We start from the raw sequence: 16,684 nt of genomic DNA on the forward strand, positions 1-16,684 counted from the left end.
GTGGGCAGCACGATCGCCGAGAAGATCCTGGCGCGCGCGGCGGGCAAGGACCGCGTGCACGCCGGGGACAGCCTGCCGGTGCGGCCGGACTACATGATCGCCTACGACTTCCCCGGCTACACCGACGTCATGTTCCGCCAGATGCACGACGACTTCGGCATCCGCTCGCTCGCCGAGCCGGAGCGCTACGTCGTGTTCATCGACCACATGCTCACCCGCGGCAACGCCAAGGAGCAGGAGGTCCACCAGGTCACCCGCGACTGGTGCGAGTTCTACGGCATCGAACTGCACGAGGCACGCGGGATCGGGCACCAGGTGATGGCCGAGCTCGGCTACGCGCTGCCCGGCAACTTCCTGATCCACTTCGACGGCCACGTCTCCGGGGCGGGCGCGTTCGGCGCGCTCGGCTGGGGTGTGCGGCGGGACCTGCTGGAGGCGTGGGTCTCCGGGCAGATCTTCCTCGACGTCCCCGCCACCACCCGGTTCGAGCTGACCGGCGAGTTCGCGCCGGGTGTCGACAGCCGCGACCTGGTGCACCAGATCATCGCCGATCACGGCGCGGACGGCTGCGCCCACCAGGTCATGGAGTACGCGGGGCCGGGCGCGCGGGCGATGCCGATCGACCGCAGGCAGGGCCTGTGCGGCATGGCGATGTTCACCGGCGCGGTGTCGGCGGTGTTCGAACCGGACGAGACCGCACTCGCCTACGCGCGGAACGTGGCCCGGACGGACTTCACGCCGCAGCTGCCCGACGCGGACGCGGAGTACGCCGCCGTGCACACCTACGACCTGGCCACGCTGCGCCCGCGCGTCGTGCTGCCGGGCTCGGCCCGCTCGGCCAACACCCGCGACGCCGCCGAACTGGCGGGAACGCCGGTGACCAAGGCGTTCATCGGTTCCTGTGCCAGCGGCCGGATCGAGGACATCCGCGCCGCCGCGCTGGTGCTCGATGGCCGGTCGGTGGCACCAGGGGTCGAGCTGAACGTGGTGCCGACCTCGGAGGCCGTGCACCGGCAGGCCGAGGACGAGGGACTGCTCGACGTGCTGCGCACGGCGGGCGCGAACATCGCCCGCTCCAGCTGCGACTTCTGCTTCGGCTACCAGAAACCGTTGCAGGCGGGTGAAAACTGCATCTCCACGGGCGTGCTCAACATCTCCGGCCGGATGGGGAGCACCGAATCCAACATCTACCTGGGGTCGGCCTTCACGGTCGCCGCGAGCGCCGTGGCAGGCACGATCAGCTCGGCCGGGGAGGTGGGCCGCTCGTGAGCGCCGCCCGTGACTACCCGCCCCCGCCGGACGTCATCCGCGGCCGCGTCGCCTGGGTGTTCGGCGACGACTTCGACATCGACCTGGTGATCGGGGTCGAGAACATCAAGTCCTACGACGCGGAGTTCCTGCGCGGCAAGGTGATGCGGGCCTACGATCCGGGTTTCGCCGACCGTGTGCGCCCGGGTGACGTGATCGTCGGTGGCCGCAACTTCGGCTACGGCCACCCGCACTACCCGCCGATGGTGGCGCTGCGCGACCTCGGCATCGCCGCCGTGCTCGCCGAATCGTTCTCCCCCGGGTTCTGGCGCGGCGAAACCTACAACGGCGTCCCGCTGATCGCCGTGCCCGGCATCAGTGCGGAGGTCACGACCGGCGACGGCGTGTCCCTGGACTGGCGCAAGGCCGCCGTGACCCTCGACGACGGCCGGATCCTGCGCGGCACCCCGCCCAGCGACCGGGTCGTGCGGGTGATCGAGGCGGGCGGCTCGCTGAAGCTGCTGCTGGCCGAACACGCCCGCTGACCCCTTCCCCACCGACCAGATCAGCGCTGATCAGGAGCCGACATGTCCGAAACCACCACACCTCGGGGCGTTTCCGCCGCGCCACCCACCTCGACCGGCCCCTCCGCCCGCCGCGCGGCGATCGCAGGCGGCGTCGGCACGCTGATCGAGTACTACGACTTCAGCGTGTACGCCTTCCTCGCGGTCACGCTCGGTCCATTGTTCTTCCCCAGCGACCAGCCCGCCGTCTCCGTTCTGCTGACGCTGGCCGTCTTCGGCTCCGCTTACGTGATGCGCCCGCTGGGCGGCTGGTTCTTCGGCAGGCTCGGCGACCGCCGCGGGCGGCGGCACGCGCTCGTCGTCACCGTCGTCACGATGGGCCTGTTCTCGGGGCTGCTCGGGATCCTGCCGTCCTACGCCTCGGCCGGGGTGATCGCGCCCGTCCTGCTCGTGCTCATCCGGCTCGCGCAGGGCTTCTCGGCGGGCGGGGAGATCGGCGGCGCCGCCACCTACGTCGCCGAATCCGCGCCACCGGGCAAACGCGGTCTGTTCGGCTCGCTCACCCCGGTCGGTTCGACGCTCGGGTTCTCGGTCGCGGCCGCGGTGGTCGGGCTGATGACCGCGGTGACCTCGGCCGAGCAGATGTCCGCGTGGGGCTGGCGGGTGCCGTTCCTGATCTCGCTGCCGCTGGCCGCGATCTGCCTGTGGGTCCGGGTGCGGCTGGAGGACACCGCGGAGTTCGAAGCCATGGCGGACAAGCGGGAAGTGGTGCGCAGCCCGCTGCTCGCGGTCGTGAAGGAGAAGCCGCTGGCGGTGCTGCGCGTGGTCGGCATCGCGATCGCCATGAACGGCACCGGCTACATCGGGCTCACCTACTTCTCCACCTACCTGATCCAGACGCAGGGGTTCGGCAAGCAGCCGGTGTACTGGGCCTCGGCGATCGGGATCGCGCTGGCCTGCGCCACCTACCCGCTCGCCGGGATGCTGACCGACCGGTTCGGGCGCCGCCCGGTGCTCATCACCGCCTACGTCGCCTACCTGGTCGTGGCGTGGCCCGCGTTCGCCCTGCTCGGCGCCACGTCGAGCATCGTCGTGGTCACGCTGATCTACGTGGTCTACATGGCACTCAACGGCCTGGCCCAGGTGCCCGCGTTCCCGCAGTTCACCGAACTGTTCCCGCGCCGGATCCGCTACACCGGCGTCGCGCTCGGGTTCAACGTCGGCACGATCATCGCCGGTGGCAGCGCCCCCTACGTCGCCGCGCAGCTGGTGGAAAGCACCGGCGACCCGATGTCGCCCGCGTACTGGTTGCTCGGCGTGGCGGTGATCGGCCTGATCACCGTGCTGTCGCTGCGCGAAACCGGCCACGATCGGTTGCCCGTCTGATGATCATCCGCAGCCCCTTCCCCGACCTCGACATCCCCGGCACCACCCTCACCGGGCTGCTGTTCGGCGACGAGCCGTCCGACGCACCCGCCCTGATCGACCCCGCGGGCCGCGTGACGACCCGGCGCCAGCTGGACGAGCGGGTCCGGCGGATCGCCGCCGGACTGCACGCCCGCGGCACCGGCCGCGGCTCGGTCGTCGGACTGTTCGCGCCCAACTCGCCCGAGTGGATCGCGGCCTTCCACGGCATCCTGCGCGCGAACGCCGTCGTGACCAGCGCCAACGTGCTCTACACCGCCACCGAACTGGCCCACCAGCTCGTCGACTCCGGTGCGAGCCTGCTGGTCACCACGGCGGGCCTGCTCGACGTCGCCACCGCGGCCGCCGAGAAGGCCGGTATCGCCGAAGTCCTGACCCTGGACGACGCGCCGGGCCACCGCCGGATCGACACGCTGCCCGGCGCGGCACCGCCGCTGCTGACCGGACCCGGCGACACCGCGGTCCTGCCGTACTCCTCCGGCACGACCGGACCGGCCAAGGGCGTCGTCCTGACCCACCGGAACCTGGTGGCCAACGTCCTGCAGTTCTCCCGCATGGGCCGCACCACCGAATCCACGGTGTTGCTCGCCGTCCTGCCGCTGTTCCACATCTACGGCATGACCGTGCTGATGAACCACGCGCTGCACCGGCGCGTCCCGCTGGTCACGATGCCGCGCTTCGACCTCACCGGGATGCTGCGGCTGATCGAGAAGCACCGGATCACCAAGCTCTACATCGCGCCCCCGACCGCGGTCCTGCTGGCGAAGAGCCCACTCGTCGACGACGCTGATCTCTCCAGCGTCGAGCTGGTGTTCAGCGGCGCGGCGCCACTCGACGGCGAACTGGCGCGGTCGGTCGCGCGCAGGCTGGACTGCGAGGTGGTGCAGGGCTACGGCATGACCGAGATGTCCCCGGTCTCGCACGCGGTTCCCGAGGGCACCACCATGGATCCGGCGAGCGTCGGCGTCGCGCTGCCGAACGTCGAATGCCGCCTGGTGGATCCCGCTTCCGGTGCCGACGCCGAACGCGGCGAACTGTGGGTGCGCGGGCCCAACGTGATGAGCGGCTACCTCGACAACCCCGAGGCCACGGCGGCGACCCTCGACGCGGAGGGCTGGCTGCACACCGGCGATGTCGCGACCGTCACCGCGGACGGGGTGTTCTCGATCGTCGACCGGGTCAAGGAACTGATCAAGTACAAGGGCTACCAGGTGCCGCCCGCCGAGCTGGAGGCGCTGCTGCTCACCCATCCCGGCATCGACGACGCCGCCGTGGTCGGTGTCCTCGACGACGACGGGGAGGAGATCCCGAAGGCGTTCGTGGTCCGGCGGCCCGGTGCCGCGCTCGACGCGGCCGAGGTCATGGACTACGTGGCGGCGCGGATCGCCCCGCACAAGAAGGTCCGCCGTGTCGAATTCCTCGACGCGATCCCGAAATCGGCGTCCGGGAAGATCCTGCGCACCGTGCTGCGCGCCGCGGAAGGACCGGGGCCGGGTATCGTCGGGTCCTGATGAGCGCCACTCTCGCGGTGAAGGCACTGGCCGCCGGTCACGGTGACCGCACCCTGTTCTCCGGGCTCGATCTGGTGGTCGCGCCGGGCGAGGTGACCGGGCTCGTCGGGGTCAACGGCGCGGGCAAGTCGACCCTGCTGCGGTTGCTCGCCGGCCTGGAGAAGCCGGAGGAGGGGCAGATCCGGCTCGATCCGCCCGCCGCGACGGTCGGGCACCTGCCGCAGGAGCCGGAGCGGCGTCCCGGCGAGACGGTGTACGCGTTCCTGGCTCGCCGCACGGGTGTCGCCGCCGCGCAGGCCGAACTCGACGTGGCCACCGAAGCGCTCACCGAAGGCGCGCCGGGCGCCGACGACACCTACGCGGCGGGGCTGGAGCGCTGGCTTTCCCTCGGCGGTGCCGACCTGGACGACCGGGCGGGTGAGGTGGCCGCCGAGGTCGGGTTGACGGTGGACCTGGACCAGCCGATGACCGCGTTGTCCGGCGGGCAGGCCGCGCGTGCCGGGCTGGCGTCGCTGTTGCTGAGCCGCTACGACGTGTTCCTGCTCGACGAGCCGACCAACGACCTGGACCTGGACGGCCTGGCCCGGCTGGAGAAGTTCGTCACCGGGCTGCGTGCCGGGACGGTGCTGGTCAGCCACGACCGGGAGTTCCTGGCCCGCACGGTCGACCGGGTCCTCGAACTCGACCTGCCGCAGCGGCAGGTCCGCCTCTTCGGCGGTGGTTACGAGTCCTATCTGGAGGAACGGGCGGTCGCGCGGCGGCACGAACGCGAGGAGTACGAGCAGTACGCCTCGACGCGGGCGGCACTGGAGGAGCGAGCCCGCACGCAGCGGGCGTGGATGGAGAAGGGCGTCAAGAACGCCCGCCGGAAGGCGAGCGACAACGACAAGGCGGGCCGCAAGTTCCGCGCCGAGGCCACCGAGAAGCAGGCGGCGAAGGCCCGCCAGACCGACCGGATGATCGAGCGGATGGAGGTCGTCGAGGAGCCGCGCAAGGAGTGGGAGCTGCGGATGGAGATCGCCGCCGCTCCCCGGGCGGGTGCGGTGGTGGCGACGTTGTCCGGCGCGGTCGTGCGGCGCGGCGGGTTCACCCTCGGGCCGGTGACACTGCAGGTCGACTGGGCGGACCGGATCGCGATCACCGGCGCCAACGGTGCCGGTAAGTCGACACTGCTGGCCGCCCTGCTGGGACGACTGCCGCTGGACGAGGGCACCGCGTCGCTGGGGCCGGGCGTGGTCGTCGGCGAGGTGGACCAGGCGCGGCGGCTGTTCCTCGGGGACGATCCGCTCGCGTCGGCGTTCGGGCAGGAGGTGCCGGAGCTGGCCGACGCGGACGTGCGCACCCTGCTGGCGAAGTTCGGCCTGAAATCCGCCCACGTGCTCCGCCCCGCCGCGACGCTCTCCCCCGGCGAACGCACCCGGGCGGCGCTGGCCCTGCTGCAGGCACGCGGAGTGAACCTGCTGGTCCTCGACGAGCCGACCAACCACCTCGACCTCCCGGCGATCGAGCAGCTGGAGTCCGCGCTGGACCGCTACCCCGGCACCCTGCTCCTGGTGACGCACGACCGCCGCATGCTCGAAGCGGTGCACGTCACCCGCCGGCTCGCAGTGGCGGCGGGCATGGTCAGGGAGAGCTGAGGCATCACCGTTCGCCCCCGAGGACGTCGCAGTTGCGGCTCCGCGGGCCGGGCGCGCAGGTGATTTCGTGGCCCGCTTCGGCAATCGCGGCGCGCACGTCCACTATGTCGAGCACGAGTAGGAGCGACCGCGAACAGCAGGCTCGTCGGATCACACCGTGCAGGTCTCCGCGGCACCGGCCACCGGAACGGCGCGGCGGGTCAGGTGGACATCGAGCAGCCAGAGCGCGATCGCGACCACCGCAAGAGCCGCCCCGATCCACGGCACCGCCGGGTAACCGAGCCCCGCGGTGAGCGCCATTCCGCCCAGCCACGGCCCGGCGCTGATGCCGACGTTGAACGCCGCGGTGTTGCCCGCCACCGCGAGGGTCGGGGCCGCGGGGGCGATTCCGGCGACGCGTGAGTTGAGCGCGGGATTGGTGGCGAACCCCGCGAAGCCGAGCACCAGCACCAGCACGACGACCGGCGCGACGTGGTGTGCGGTCAGGGCCAACAGGACCGAGGCCACCACCAGAACGGCGAACCCTGCGCCCAGCACACCACGCGGGTACCGGTCGGCGGCCGTCCCGCCCACGGCGACCCCCGCGAGCGCGCCCACGCCGTAGGTGAGCAGCACCAGCGGCACCCAGGCCGCAGCAAGACCGGTCGTGTCGACGAGCATCGCCCCGAGGTAGGAGAACGTGCCCAGCAAAGCCGCCGTCGCGACCGCGGTTTTGGCGTAGGACAACCACAATCGGGGCACGGCCATGCCACGCAGTTCGTCGCGAGCCCGGGGAGCCGTGGTGGGACGCAGGTCGGGCACCCCCGCGGCGACGGCGACAGCGGCGAGCAACGACAGCGCGGCGACCGTCCAGAACGCACCCCGCCAGCCGAGGTGCTGCCCGATCCAGGTGCCCGCGGGCAGCCCGAGCACGGTCGCGACGGTCAGCCCGCCCGCGACGACGCTCATCGCCTGTCCCCGCCGCCTCGGCCCGGCGAGCGCCATCGCCGCGCTTCCGCCCACGGCCCAGAACCCGGCGTAGACGAACGCACCGAGGAACCGCATCGCGAACAGCACCGCGTAACTGCCGGTGAGCGCGCCGACGACGTGCGCCGCGACGAAGACCGCCAGGAACGCGAGCATCGCACGGCGGCGCGGCCAGCGCAGCGTCGTCACGGCCAGCACCGGCGCACCCACCAGCATGCCGAGCGCGAACCCTGAGATGAGCAGGCCCGCTCGCGGGATGGTGACCGACAGGTCCCGCGCCAGCTCGGGCAGCAGCCCGGCAAGCACCAGCTCGCTCGTGCCCTGGGCGAAGATCCCGGCGCCGATGATCCAGACCGCGGCGGGCATCCGGGTGCTCCGCTCCGCGATCACCTGTCCTGCCGGTGGTTCCACGACCCACCCTTTCTCTAGCGAGTGTTACAGAATGGGACCGTAGCATATTCTTTAGCGAACGTTCTAGAATTTCCGGATGGTGACGACGCGACGCGGCAGGCCGCGGTCCTTCGACCGGAACGCGGCCCTCGACAAGGCCATCCGCCTGTTCTGGCGCGACGGGTACGAAGCCACGTCCGTCCGGGATCTCACCGAGGAGCTGGGGATCGGCGCTCCGAGCCTCTACAGCGCCTTCGGGGACAAGCAGACCCTGTTCGGCGAGGCGGTCCGCGTCTACCACCGGGAGTACGGCGGGTTCATCGAGGAAGCCCTCGACGAGGAGCCCACCGCGGAAGCAGCTGTGACGCGGATCTTCACCAGGGCCCCCGGCCGCTACACCCGGCGCGGCCTGCCGAGCGGCTGCCTGATCGCCAGCGGCGACGCGGGCACCACCGACGAGGGCGCACGCCGGACCCTGTGCGGGATGCGGAAGCGGAACACGGCGCTGATCGCCGACCGCATCCGCCGCGACGTCACCTCCGGTGTCCTGCCGCCCGGCACCGACCCAGAGGCCCTCGCCGCCCACACGATGGCCGTGCTGAACGGCATCGCGCAGCAGGCGCGCGACGGTGTGCCCCGGCGCAGGCTCGAGCAGGTCGCCGCGCTGGCGATCAGCGCGTGGCCACGCGCCTGAAAGCGCGATGAAGCCACGCTGGAACCGGCGCCCGGCACGGTGTGGTCATGCAGCAGAACGACCTCACCTCGATGCCCGCGCAACGTCCCGCGGGCTGCCCCTTCGATCCGCCCGCGGAACTCGCCGGGATCCGCGACCAGCACCCGGTGGCCCGGATGACCTACCCGGACGGGCACCGCGGGTGGCTGGTCACCGGCCACGCCCAGGCCCGCGCGGTGCTGGGCGATTCCCGGTTCACCTCCCGCTACGAGCGCATGCACTATCCGTTCCCCGGCCTGACCGGAGAGATCCCGCCCGCTCCGCCCGGCGACCTGGCCGGCATGGACGCGCCCGAGCACACCCGCTTCCGCAGGCTGCTCGCGGGCAAGTTCACGGTGCGCCGGATGCGGCAGCTGACCGCCCGCACCGAGGAGGTCGCCGCCGAGCACCTGGACGCCATGGAACGCCGGGGCCCTGACGTGGATCTGGTGGAGGCATTCGCGTTCCCCGTCCCGGCGGTGATGATCTGCGAACTGCTCGGCGTCCCCTACGCCGACCGCGAGTTCTTCAAGAGCCAGGTCGCGGTGTTGACCGGGCAGGGCGCCGCGCCCGAGGAGCAGTTCGCCGCCTACGCCGCGGTCCAGGACTATCTGCGCGACCTCGTGCGGGCCAAGCGCGCCGAGCCGACCGACGACGTCCTCGGTGACCTGACCGGCAGTGATCTCACCGATGAGGAGCTGTCCGGGGTCGGCACGTTCCTGCTGGGCGCCGGCCTGGACACCACCGCGACCATGCTGGCGCTGGGCACCTTCGCCCTGCTGAGCCACCCCGCGCAGCTCGCCGCGCTCCGCGACGATCCGGGGCTGGCCGACAGCGCGGTCGAGGAACTGCTGCGCTACCTCACGATCGCCCACACGGCGGTGCGGGCCGCGCTGGAGGACGTCGAGGTGGACGGCCAGGTGATCAAGGCGGGCGAGTCGGTCGCGGTCGCCCTGCAGGCCGCCAACCGCGACCCGGCCCGCTTCCCCGCCCCGGACGACCTCGACGTGCACCGCCGCGCCGCGGGGCAGCTGGCCTTCGGGCACGGCATCCACCAGTGCCTGGGGCAGCAACTGGCCCGTGTCGAGATGCGCGTCGCGTTCCCCGCGCTCCTCACGCGCTTCCCGACGCTGCGCCTGGCGGTCCCACCGGAGGAGGTGCCCCTGAGGCACGGCACCAGCATCCACGGCGTCCGCTCGCTCCCGGTCACCTGGGACGTGTGAGGCGAAGCGATCAGGAATCGAGAAGCGCCGGTGACCTGCGTGGACCTAACGTTCCCGTCATGACCTCAATCGACAGCATCGTCCTCGAAGTGGCCGACCCGGCCGCCGCCGAACGCTTCTACGCCACCGCCTTCGGGCTGGGCACCCAGCTGCGCTTCCGGGCCTCGCAGGCGCCGACCGACGGATTCCGCGGGTTCACCCTGTCACTGGTGGTGTCCCAGCCCGGCAACGTCGACGCCCTGGTGGACGCGGCGCTGGCCGGTGGCGCGAAAACGATCAAGCCCGCCGCGAAGTCGCTGTGGGGCTACGGCGCTACGGTCGAGGCGCCGGACGGGACCGTGTGGACGATCGCGACCTCCAAGAAGAAGGACAGCGGTCCGGCGAGCAAGGAGTTCGACTCGCTCGTGCTCCTGCTCGGTGTGGAGCACGTGTCCGCGAGCAGGAAGTTCTACGTCGAGCGTGGCCTGAAGACGGGCAAGAGCTTCGGCAGCTACGTCGAGTTCGAGACCGGGGAGATCAAGCTGGCGCTGAACAAACGCCGCGCGCTCGCCAAGAACGCCGGGGTCTCCCCCGACGGTTCCGGGTCGCACCGGATCGCGGTCCGCGGCGCGGTCGAGCCCTTCACCGACCCGGACGGCTTCGCCTGGGAGACCACCTCCGCCGCGGCCGTGCGGTGATGTGCCGCTACTACAGCGGCCCGGCCGCGGCGCCCGGCCTCGACGACACCCCGCCCATCGAAGTCGCGGAAGGGGATCGCCGCCCTCAGGTGATGGGGCCGGGCTGGAGTACCAGGGCGGGTTTGCCGTCGACGAGCGTCAGCCCGACCTCGACCGACGGCGAGCCGATGAACCCGAAGCTGGCGTTGCCCAGCCCTGGGCCGACAGACGACTCCGCGCCACCGCCTCCCGAGTAGGCGACGCTGAAAGACAGGCTGTCCGCGCTGATCGCCGTGACGCGCATCGATCCGTGGTGGAACGTCTTCTCGTCCAGCGGGATGGTCGTCGGCTTCGTCAGCACGAGGGTGCAGTCGGCGTCGAAGCAGTCCTTCACCTTCGAACTCGGCGGCGCGGGCGGGCGGGGATTCACACTGCTGCTGGTCGTGGGCGGCGCGGTGGTCGTCGGCGGCGCGGTGGTCGTGGGTGGCGCGGGAGGCGGGGGCGGCGGCTCCTGCGCCACCGGGGCCTGGCTCCCGCAGCCGGCGAGGAGCAGGGCCAGTGCGGCGAGTACGGGTGCGTGTCGGCTCATGCACCAGTTGTCACGGCGGGCACGAACGGGAAACCGCCGCCTGACCTGTTCCTGCCGCCCCGGCTACTCGAGCCAGTCGGTCACGAAGCGGGGGTTCGCGTGGATGTGGACGGCTTCGTAGCCGTCCGGGCCGGTGATGAACTTGTGCGGCTCACCGGCCGGGACGACCAGAACCTGGCCGGCCCGGCCGGTGAGCCGGTGCGCGCCGATCGTGAATCCGGCGCTGCCGCGGCGGATGACGAACGTCTCCGCGTACGGATGCCGGTGCAGGCGGGGCCCCACTCCGGACCGCGACGTCGATTCGAGGATGATCGACACGCCCGCGCCGCCGGGCAGTTCCTCGAAGTTCTCCGTCCAGTCCTCGCCACCCGTTCCACCGTCGGCACGCGTGACGACGAGGGCTGCCGCGTCGGAAACGTCCATTCCGCCGACAGTACTGTCACACCTTCGCCGCGGATACCTCCTCCGGTTCCGGATCGTCCAGGACCGGGTTGGCGTAGTAGGCGTGGAACTTCGCCGCGTCGAAGGACTTCTCCCACTTGGCGATGGCCAGCGTCGCCACGGTGTTGCCGACCAGGTTGGTCAGCGAGCGCACCTCCGACATGAACCGGTCGACGCCGATGAGCACGCCGAGACCGCCGATGGGCAGCACCTTCACCGACTGCAGCGTCGCGCTGAGTTTCACGAAACCCAGCCCGGACACCCCGGCCCCGCCCTTGGAGGTGAACAGCAGCACCACCAGCACACCCAGCTGCTGTCCGAGGCTCAGCGGCGTGTCCGTGGCGTGCGAGATGAACAGCACCGACATCGACATGTAGATCGCGGTGCCGTCCATGTTGAAGCTGTACCCGGCCGGGATCACGAGACCGACCACGGACTTCTCGCACCCGGCCCGCTCCAGCTTCGCCAGCAGCCGCGGCAGCGCCACCTCCGACGACGAGGTTCCCAGCACCAGCACCAGTTCGTCGCGGATCAGGCGCAGCACCTTGAAGATCGACAGCCCGCACAGCGCGCAGATGCCGCCCAGCACGACGAGGACGAACACCAGCGCCGTCGCGTACACCATCAGCACGAACTCGAACAGGCTCAGCAGTGTCGCGCTGCCGTAGGTGCTCACCGTGTAGCACATCGCCCCGAACGCACCGAACGGCGCGAGCCGCATGACGAACCCGAGCATCTTGAAGAACACCTGCTGGCCCTCGGCGACGAGCCGCATCACGGTCGGCACCTTCTCGTTCAGCAGCAGCGCGGCCACGCCGAACACCAGCGACAGGATCAGGATCTGCAGGATCTCACCCTCGGTGAAGGCGCTGAAGAACGTGTCCGGGATCAGGTCCTGCAGGAAGTGCACGATCCCGCCGGACTCCTCGGCCGCCTGTTCGTACCCGGCGATCTGGTCGGTCACCTCACCGGAGGCGTGCAGTCCGGCGCCCGGTTCGAGCACGTTGCCCACCACCAGGCCGATCAGCAGCGCGAGCGTGCTGACGACTTCGAAGTACACGAACGCTTTGAGTACCACCCGCCCCAGCTTGCTGAGGTTGCTGATCTGCGCGAGCCCCTGCACCACCGTGAAGAAGATGATCGGCCCGATCAGCACCTTGAGGATGGAGATGAAGGCGTCGCCGAGAGGTTTGAGGTTCGCCCCGAACCCCGGCCACGCCAGTCCGACGACGATGGCCAGCACGATCGCGACCAGGACCTGGACGTAGAGCTGCCGCACCGCCGTCATCAGCCTGCCCGGCAGCCCGGCGCGTTCCGGAGATGTTCCACGCTCGACCATTGCACCCCTTTGTGAACAGTATCGACACCAGCATTGTTAACAATCTGGTCGACAAAGGTCAACACGTTCACGAGGGCAAGATCGCTACACAGGGCCCTGAACGGACATTCGCGACAACTGAGGGCGGGGTCGACACCGATCGTGAAGTACGCGCCCGAGGGGCCTCGGCGAACGGGATGCGCGTGCGGGCCCGACCGCCGCGTTCAGTCCGGCGGGCGGGCGGTGCACGGCCCAGGGTCGGTGACGAGCTGGCCCTGGAACACAGGGCCCGCGAGGTGAAGGGCCGCCCCGGCCCGGCGGGTGTCCGCCCTGCACGCGGGCCGAGGTCGTGACGAGCCGACGGCCCCGCAGCGAGACCCGATTCGACTTCCCCGCTTGCAGTCGGGGCGAGCCACCCTCAGGCGGGTGGCCAGTTCCGCAGCGCCGCACCGGCCACCAGCTCGAGTTCCGCGCGTCCGGCGCCGCCGGCGGCCTGGACCGCGATGCCATGAGCCACCGTCATCACGTACCGGGCGAGCACCGCGGGATCCGAGTCCGCGGGCAGATCGCCCTCCTCGACCGCGCGCCGGAACCGGTCGCGCAGGTGCGCACAAGCGACCTCCCGCCACCCGGCCAGCTCGTCGCGCGCCGGGCGGCCGGACTCGCCGGCGGCCAGCGATCCCTGCACGACCAGGCATCCGGCGGGGCGGTCCGCACCGGTGGTCGCGCACACCGATCCGGCCAGCAACGCCCTCGCCACCTGACGCGCCGTCGGCTCCCCCAGCGCGCGCGCCACGTAGGCGCCGGGGCCTTCGGCATACCGCTGCACGGCCTTGCGGAACAACTCCTCCTTGTTCCCGAAGGCCGCGTACATGCTGGTCCGCGTGATGCCCATCGCGCCGGTCAGGTCGGTGAGGCTGGCGCCTTCGTAGCCCCGTTCCCAGAAGACGAGCATCGCGCGTTCCAGGGCCTCGTCGGCGTCGAAGCCCCTCGGCCTGCCGATCGGGCTCTTCTTGGCGTCCACGCCGACACATCCTACCCCTTCTGCACCGATCGGTCTGGAAGTACTACGGTCGACTTCAGTACCGATCGATACCGAAGGAGTACGACATGGGAAAGCTCGAAGGCAAGACCGCGGTCGTCACCGGCGCCGCCACCGGGATCGGGCGGGCCACCGCGGCCCGCTTGGTGGCCGAAGGCGCGTACGTCTACCTGACCGGACGGCGCAAGGCCGAACTGGACGCGGCCGCCGCGTCCATCGGCCCGTCGGCCGTCGCGGTGCCGGGTGACATCGCGGAGCCCGCCGACCTGGACCGCCTCTACGACGAGGTCCGCGCCCGCGGCCGGGGACTGGACGTGCTGTTCGCCAACGCGGGCTGGGCCGCGTTCGCCCCGCTGGAGCAGGCCACCGAGGAGCAGTTCGACCAGACCTTCGGCATCAATGTCCGGGGCACCTGGCACACCGTTCAGAAAGCGCTGCCCCTGTTCAACGAGGGCGCATCGGTGATCCTCAACGCCTCGATCCGCGCCGACGACGGCCGGGAGAACTTCGGCCTGTACTCGGCGTCGAAGGCCGCGACGCGTTCGCTCGCGCGGACCTGGGCCAACGAACTGAAGGGCCGGGGCATCCGGGTCAACGCCATTTCGCCGGGCGCGATCGACACCCCGGGCATCGACCGGGTCGTCGGCGAGGCGGAGGCGGCCGTGATGAAGGCCGGGCTCGCCGAGGACGTGCCGATCCGCAGGCTCGGCCGCGCGGAGGAGATCGCCGGCGTGGTCGCCTTCCTCGCCTCCGCCGACAGCACCTTCATCCTCGGCGCGAACCTCGACGTCGACGGCGGTGAGAACCAGTTCTGACCGGAGCACGCGGCGCCCGGCCCACGCGGCGGATCAGACCTCCACCAGCACCCCGTCGAAGAAGCCGGTCAGCTCCTCGTACGCGTCCAGCGGCAGGACGTGCGCGACGTACTGGTCCGGTCGCACCACCACCAGGCATCCGGTGTCCCGCGAGACGCCTCGCAGGTCGAAGACGTCGGTGGCCGGGTCCGGGCAGAAGGTCTTCTCGTAGTCGGTGAGGCCGAACGGGCCCTTGCGCGGCAACAGAACGGGCGGCAGGTCGGCCACCGCGACGTCGCGGTGGCCCTGTTGCAGCACGGCCCGCACGTCGATCACCGAGTCCGGTTCGGCACCCGCCGGGGTGAAACGGGTCAGCGGCGACTTCTCCGAGCCCAGGAACCCGGCCAGCGCCCGCAGCCGCGAGCCGGGCGCGGCGGGGTGGACGCGGTCGGCGAACGCGTACAGGCGCCAGGCGCCGTCAGCGCGGGCGGCGTGACCGAGGTGCACCGGTTTGGCGTCGGCCAGCCGGATCACCGGCGCGGAGTGGAACCGCATCCCCGCCGGGAACCCCTCGGCCAGGTGCTGGTGCGTGGTCGCCGCGGTGACGATCGAGGGCTCGTAGCGGACGGCGACCCCGGCGGTGAACCGGCCCTGCTGCCGGAAGTAGCGCTGGAACTCCTCCCGGTCCGCGTCCTGCCCGGGGCGGGTGCTGAACGCGGCGGCGAACTCGCGGTCGAACTCGATCAGTTCCCTGGCGACCTCCTGGCGCTCGGCCGAATAGGTCCGCAGCACCTCCGGGCGCGACGTGCCGCGCAGCACGGTGCCGAGCTTCCAGCCCAGGTTCCACGCGTCGGCCATCGACACGTTCATGCCCTGCCCGGCCTTCGCGCTGTGCGTATGGCAGGCATCGCCCGCGATGAACACCCGTGGCAGGCGCGTGCTGTCGGCGGTGCTGTCGGGGATGTCGTCGGGGACGTCGTCGAAGCGGCGGCACAGGCGCTGTCCGATCTCGTACACCGCCCACCAGCCGACCTGTTTCACCTCCAGCGTGTACGGGTGCAGGATCCGGTTGGCGACCGCGGCCAGCTTCTCCGGCGTGACCGTGCGCTCGCGCAGCATCTCCGCGTCGCGCTCGTTGTCCAGCTCGATGTAGAGGCGGACCAGGTACCCGCCCTCGCGCGGGATGACGAGGACGCTGCCGTGCTCGGAGTGGATGGCGGATTTCAGCCGGATGTCGGGGAAATCGGTGACGGCCAGGACGTCCAGCACACCCCATGACGAGTTCGCCGCGTCGCCCTCCAGGCTCCGGCCGATGGCCTTGCGGACACCGCTGCGGGCCCCGTCGCAGCCGACGACGTACTTCGCGCGGATGGTGGACGTCTCGCCGGTGGGCTCGAAACCCTCGACGTGGTCCACGGTGACGGTGACCGGGTACTCGGAGCCCTCGCCGATCCGCACATCCGTGGCGTGCAGGCCGTAGTACGGCTCGGCGCGGGTGGAGGAGCGCCGCATGTGGTCACGCAGGTAGGTCAGCATCCGCGCCTGGTTGACGATCATGTGCGGCATCTCGGACAGGCCCTCTTCGACGTCGTCGATCCGCCCGGTGCGGGTGATGGACGAGCCGTCACCCGGGTCCGGCTGCCAGAACGTGACCTCGTTGACCTGGTACCCCTCGTCGATCAGACGGCCGGCGAGACCGAACGCCTCGAACATCTCCACCGTGCGGCAGGCGACCCCGTCGGCCTGCCCCACCTCCAGCGGCCCGTCGCGCCGGTCGAGGATCACCGTGCGGATCCCGGGGAACTGGGCGAGCTGCGCGGCGAGCACCAGCCCGGCGGGCCCGCAGCCCACGATCACGACGTCCGCGGTGTCCGGCAGGTCGCCGCCGCGGTCCGCCACACTCGCGTGCGGCCGTTCGACGAACGGGTCCCCCGGCCGGTAGCCGTCGAGGTAGAACTGCACTGCTCGCACTCCTTCACGCCGTCGCGGGCCCGGATCCACGCGGCCGGGCTCGGCCCATGCTCCGGTAGGTAGCGGTGTGAGGAACAGGAAGTTCTGCACCGCAGAACAGCGAGTGGGCTCACTCGGTGGCGTCGCGGACTCGTGTTAGCCTGTCGCCGTGCAGCGCCTGACGACTCAGCTCGTAACCCGGCGCGCCGGCTGAACCAGGTCGCCGGCGCGCAGCGCCCGTGACCGCGCCTTCTCGCG

At 71.2% G+C, this 16,684-nt stretch carries 15 protein-coding genes; 9 read left to right on the forward strand and 6 right to left on the reverse strand.

What is annotated here, in order from left to right:
- From HNR02_RS32025 to HNR02_RS32045, 5 genes are read left to right on the forward strand one after another with little or no spacing between them, the layout of a single operon-like run.
- On the forward strand, positions 1 to 1,269 hold the full coding sequence (locus HNR02_RS32025) for a 3-isopropylmalate dehydratase large subunit (protein WP_179777346.1): 1,269 nt from the start codon (positions 1 to 3) through the stop codon (positions 1,267 to 1,269).
- Complete coding sequence (locus HNR02_RS32030; RefSeq protein WP_179777347.1) at positions 1,266 to 1,793, forward strand: 3-isopropylmalate dehydratase small subunit; 528 nt, start codon at positions 1,266 to 1,268, stop codon at positions 1,791 to 1,793. Before HNR02_RS32025 ends, HNR02_RS32030 begins: the two co-directional genes overlap by 4 nt.
- A 42-nt stretch (positions 1,794 to 1,835) precedes the next feature.
- Positions 1,836 to 3,158, forward strand: coding sequence for an MFS transporter (locus HNR02_RS32035; RefSeq protein WP_179777348.1), 1,323 nt, complete (start codon positions 1,836 to 1,838; stop codon positions 3,156 to 3,158).
- Entirely contained in the window at positions 3,158 to 4,708 is a 1,551-nt protein-coding gene (locus tag HNR02_RS32040) for an AMP-binding protein (protein WP_179777349.1), read from the forward strand. The genes HNR02_RS32035 and HNR02_RS32040 overlap by 1 nt, the downstream gene beginning before the upstream one ends.
- Positions 4,708 to 6,345, forward strand: coding sequence for an ABC-F family ATP-binding cassette domain-containing protein (locus HNR02_RS32045; protein ID WP_179777350.1), 1,638 nt, complete (start codon positions 4,708 to 4,710; stop codon positions 6,343 to 6,345). Before HNR02_RS32040 ends, HNR02_RS32045 begins: the two co-directional genes overlap by 1 nt.
- Positions 6,346 to 6,495: 150 nt before the next feature.
- Here HNR02_RS32045 and HNR02_RS32050 read toward each other — a convergent pair whose 3' ends face one another.
- Complete coding sequence (locus tag HNR02_RS32050; protein WP_312861247.1) at positions 6,496 to 7,722, reverse strand: Cmx/CmrA family chloramphenicol efflux MFS transporter; 1,227 nt, start codon at positions 7,720 to 7,722, stop codon at positions 6,496 to 6,498.
- A 76-nt stretch (positions 7,723 to 7,798) separates the two neighbouring features.
- Here HNR02_RS32050 and HNR02_RS32055 point away from each other — a divergent pair, with 76 nt between their 5' ends.
- The 3 genes from HNR02_RS32055 to HNR02_RS32065 are packed head-to-tail and all read left to right on the forward strand — an operon-like array spanning position 7,799 to position 10,313.
- Complete coding sequence (locus HNR02_RS32055; RefSeq protein WP_218914351.1) at positions 7,799 to 8,395, forward strand: TetR/AcrR family transcriptional regulator; 597 nt, start codon at positions 7,799 to 7,801, stop codon at positions 8,393 to 8,395.
- A 47-nt stretch (positions 8,396 to 8,442) separates the two neighbouring features.
- On the forward strand, positions 8,443 to 9,636 hold the full coding sequence (locus HNR02_RS32060) for a cytochrome P450 (protein WP_179777351.1): 1,194 nt from the start codon (positions 8,443 to 8,445) through the stop codon (positions 9,634 to 9,636).
- A gap of 59 nt (positions 9,637 to 9,695) precedes the next feature.
- Positions 9,696 to 10,313, forward strand: coding sequence for a VOC family protein (locus HNR02_RS32065; RefSeq protein WP_179777352.1), 618 nt, complete (start codon positions 9,696 to 9,698; stop codon positions 10,311 to 10,313).
- 85 nt (positions 10,314 to 10,398) lie between these two features.
- Here the strand turns inward: HNR02_RS32065 and HNR02_RS32070 are convergent, their stop codons facing one another.
- The 4 genes from HNR02_RS32070 to HNR02_RS32085 all read right to left on the reverse strand — a co-directional run bounded on the left by HNR02_RS32070 (position 10,399) and on the right by HNR02_RS32085 (position 13,664).
- Entirely contained in the window at positions 10,399 to 10,881 is a 483-nt protein-coding gene (locus HNR02_RS32070) for a hypothetical protein (protein WP_179777353.1), read from the reverse strand.
- A 63-nt stretch (positions 10,882 to 10,944) separates the two neighbouring features.
- Positions 10,945 to 11,304 (reverse strand): cupin domain-containing protein, encoded by a 360-nt coding sequence (locus tag HNR02_RS32075; protein WP_179777354.1) that lies wholly within the window; start codon positions 11,302 to 11,304, stop codon positions 10,945 to 10,947.
- 16 nt (positions 11,305 to 11,320) lie between these two features.
- Positions 11,321 to 12,661: a C4-dicarboxylate transporter DctA gene (dctA, locus tag HNR02_RS32080; protein WP_218914352.1), complete on the reverse strand. Its 1,341-nt coding sequence runs from the start codon at positions 12,659 to 12,661 to the stop codon at positions 11,321 to 11,323.
- A 397-nt stretch (positions 12,662 to 13,058) separates the two neighbouring features.
- The gene (locus HNR02_RS32085) at positions 13,059 to 13,664 is read right to left on the reverse strand and encodes a TetR/AcrR family transcriptional regulator (protein WP_312861248.1); all 606 of its coding nucleotides are present in this window, start codon (positions 13,662 to 13,664) and stop codon (positions 13,059 to 13,061) included.
- 86 nt (positions 13,665 to 13,750) lie between these two features.
- Here HNR02_RS32085 and HNR02_RS32090 point away from each other — a divergent pair, with 86 nt between their 5' ends.
- On the forward strand, positions 13,751 to 14,497 hold the full coding sequence (locus HNR02_RS32090; protein WP_179777355.1) for an SDR family NAD(P)-dependent oxidoreductase: 747 nt from the start codon (positions 13,751 to 13,753) through the stop codon (positions 14,495 to 14,497).
- Positions 14,498 to 14,530: 33 nt separating this feature from the next.
- On the opposite strand, the gene HNR02_RS32095 is transcribed toward HNR02_RS32090, so the two are convergent.
- The gene (locus tag HNR02_RS32095) at positions 14,531 to 16,438 is read right to left on the reverse strand and encodes an FAD-dependent monooxygenase (protein ID WP_179777356.1); all 1,908 of its coding nucleotides are present in this window, start codon (positions 16,436 to 16,438) and stop codon (positions 14,531 to 14,533) included.
- Positions 16,439 to 16,684: the final 246 nt, after the last annotated feature.

It is taken from the genome of Amycolatopsis endophytica (genome assembly GCF_013410405.1).
In the GTDB taxonomy this organism is placed as follows: Bacteria; Actinomycetota; Actinomycetes; order Mycobacteriales; family Pseudonocardiaceae; genus Amycolatopsis_E; species Amycolatopsis_E endophytica.

Coding starts and splice junctions, on each gene's coding strand:
- HNR02_RS32035 (WP_179777348.1), top strand. CDS start 1,836: ATGTCCGAAACCACCACACCTCGGGGCGTTTCCGCCGCGCCACCCACC.
- HNR02_RS32040 (WP_179777349.1), top strand. CDS start 3,158: ATGATCATCCGCAGCCCCTTCCCCGACCTCGACATCCCCGGCACCACC.
- HNR02_RS32045 (WP_179777350.1), top strand. CDS start 4,708: ATGAGCGCCACTCTCGCGGTGAAGGCACTGGCCGCCGGTCACGGTGAC.
- HNR02_RS32055 (WP_218914351.1), top strand. CDS start 7,799: ATGGTGACGACGCGACGCGGCAGGCCGCGGTCCTTCGACCGGAACGCG.
- HNR02_RS32060 (WP_179777351.1), top strand. CDS start 8,443: ATGCAGCAGAACGACCTCACCTCGATGCCCGCGCAACGTCCCGCGGGC.
- HNR02_RS32065 (WP_179777352.1), top strand. CDS start 9,696: ATGACCTCAATCGACAGCATCGTCCTCGAAGTGGCCGACCCGGCCGCC.
- HNR02_RS32070 (WP_179777353.1), bottom strand. CDS start 10,881: ATGAGCCGACACGCACCCGTACTCGCCGCACTGGCCCTGCTCCTCGCC.
- HNR02_RS32075 (WP_179777354.1), bottom strand. CDS start 11,304: ATGGACGTTTCCGACGCGGCAGCCCTCGTCGTCACGCGTGCCGACGGT.
- dctA (WP_218914352.1), bottom strand. CDS start 12,661: ATGGTCGAGCGTGGAACATCTCCGGAACGCGCCGGGCTGCCGGGCAGG.
- HNR02_RS32090 (WP_179777355.1), top strand. CDS start 13,751: ATGGGAAAGCTCGAAGGCAAGACCGCGGTCGTCACCGGCGCCGCCACC.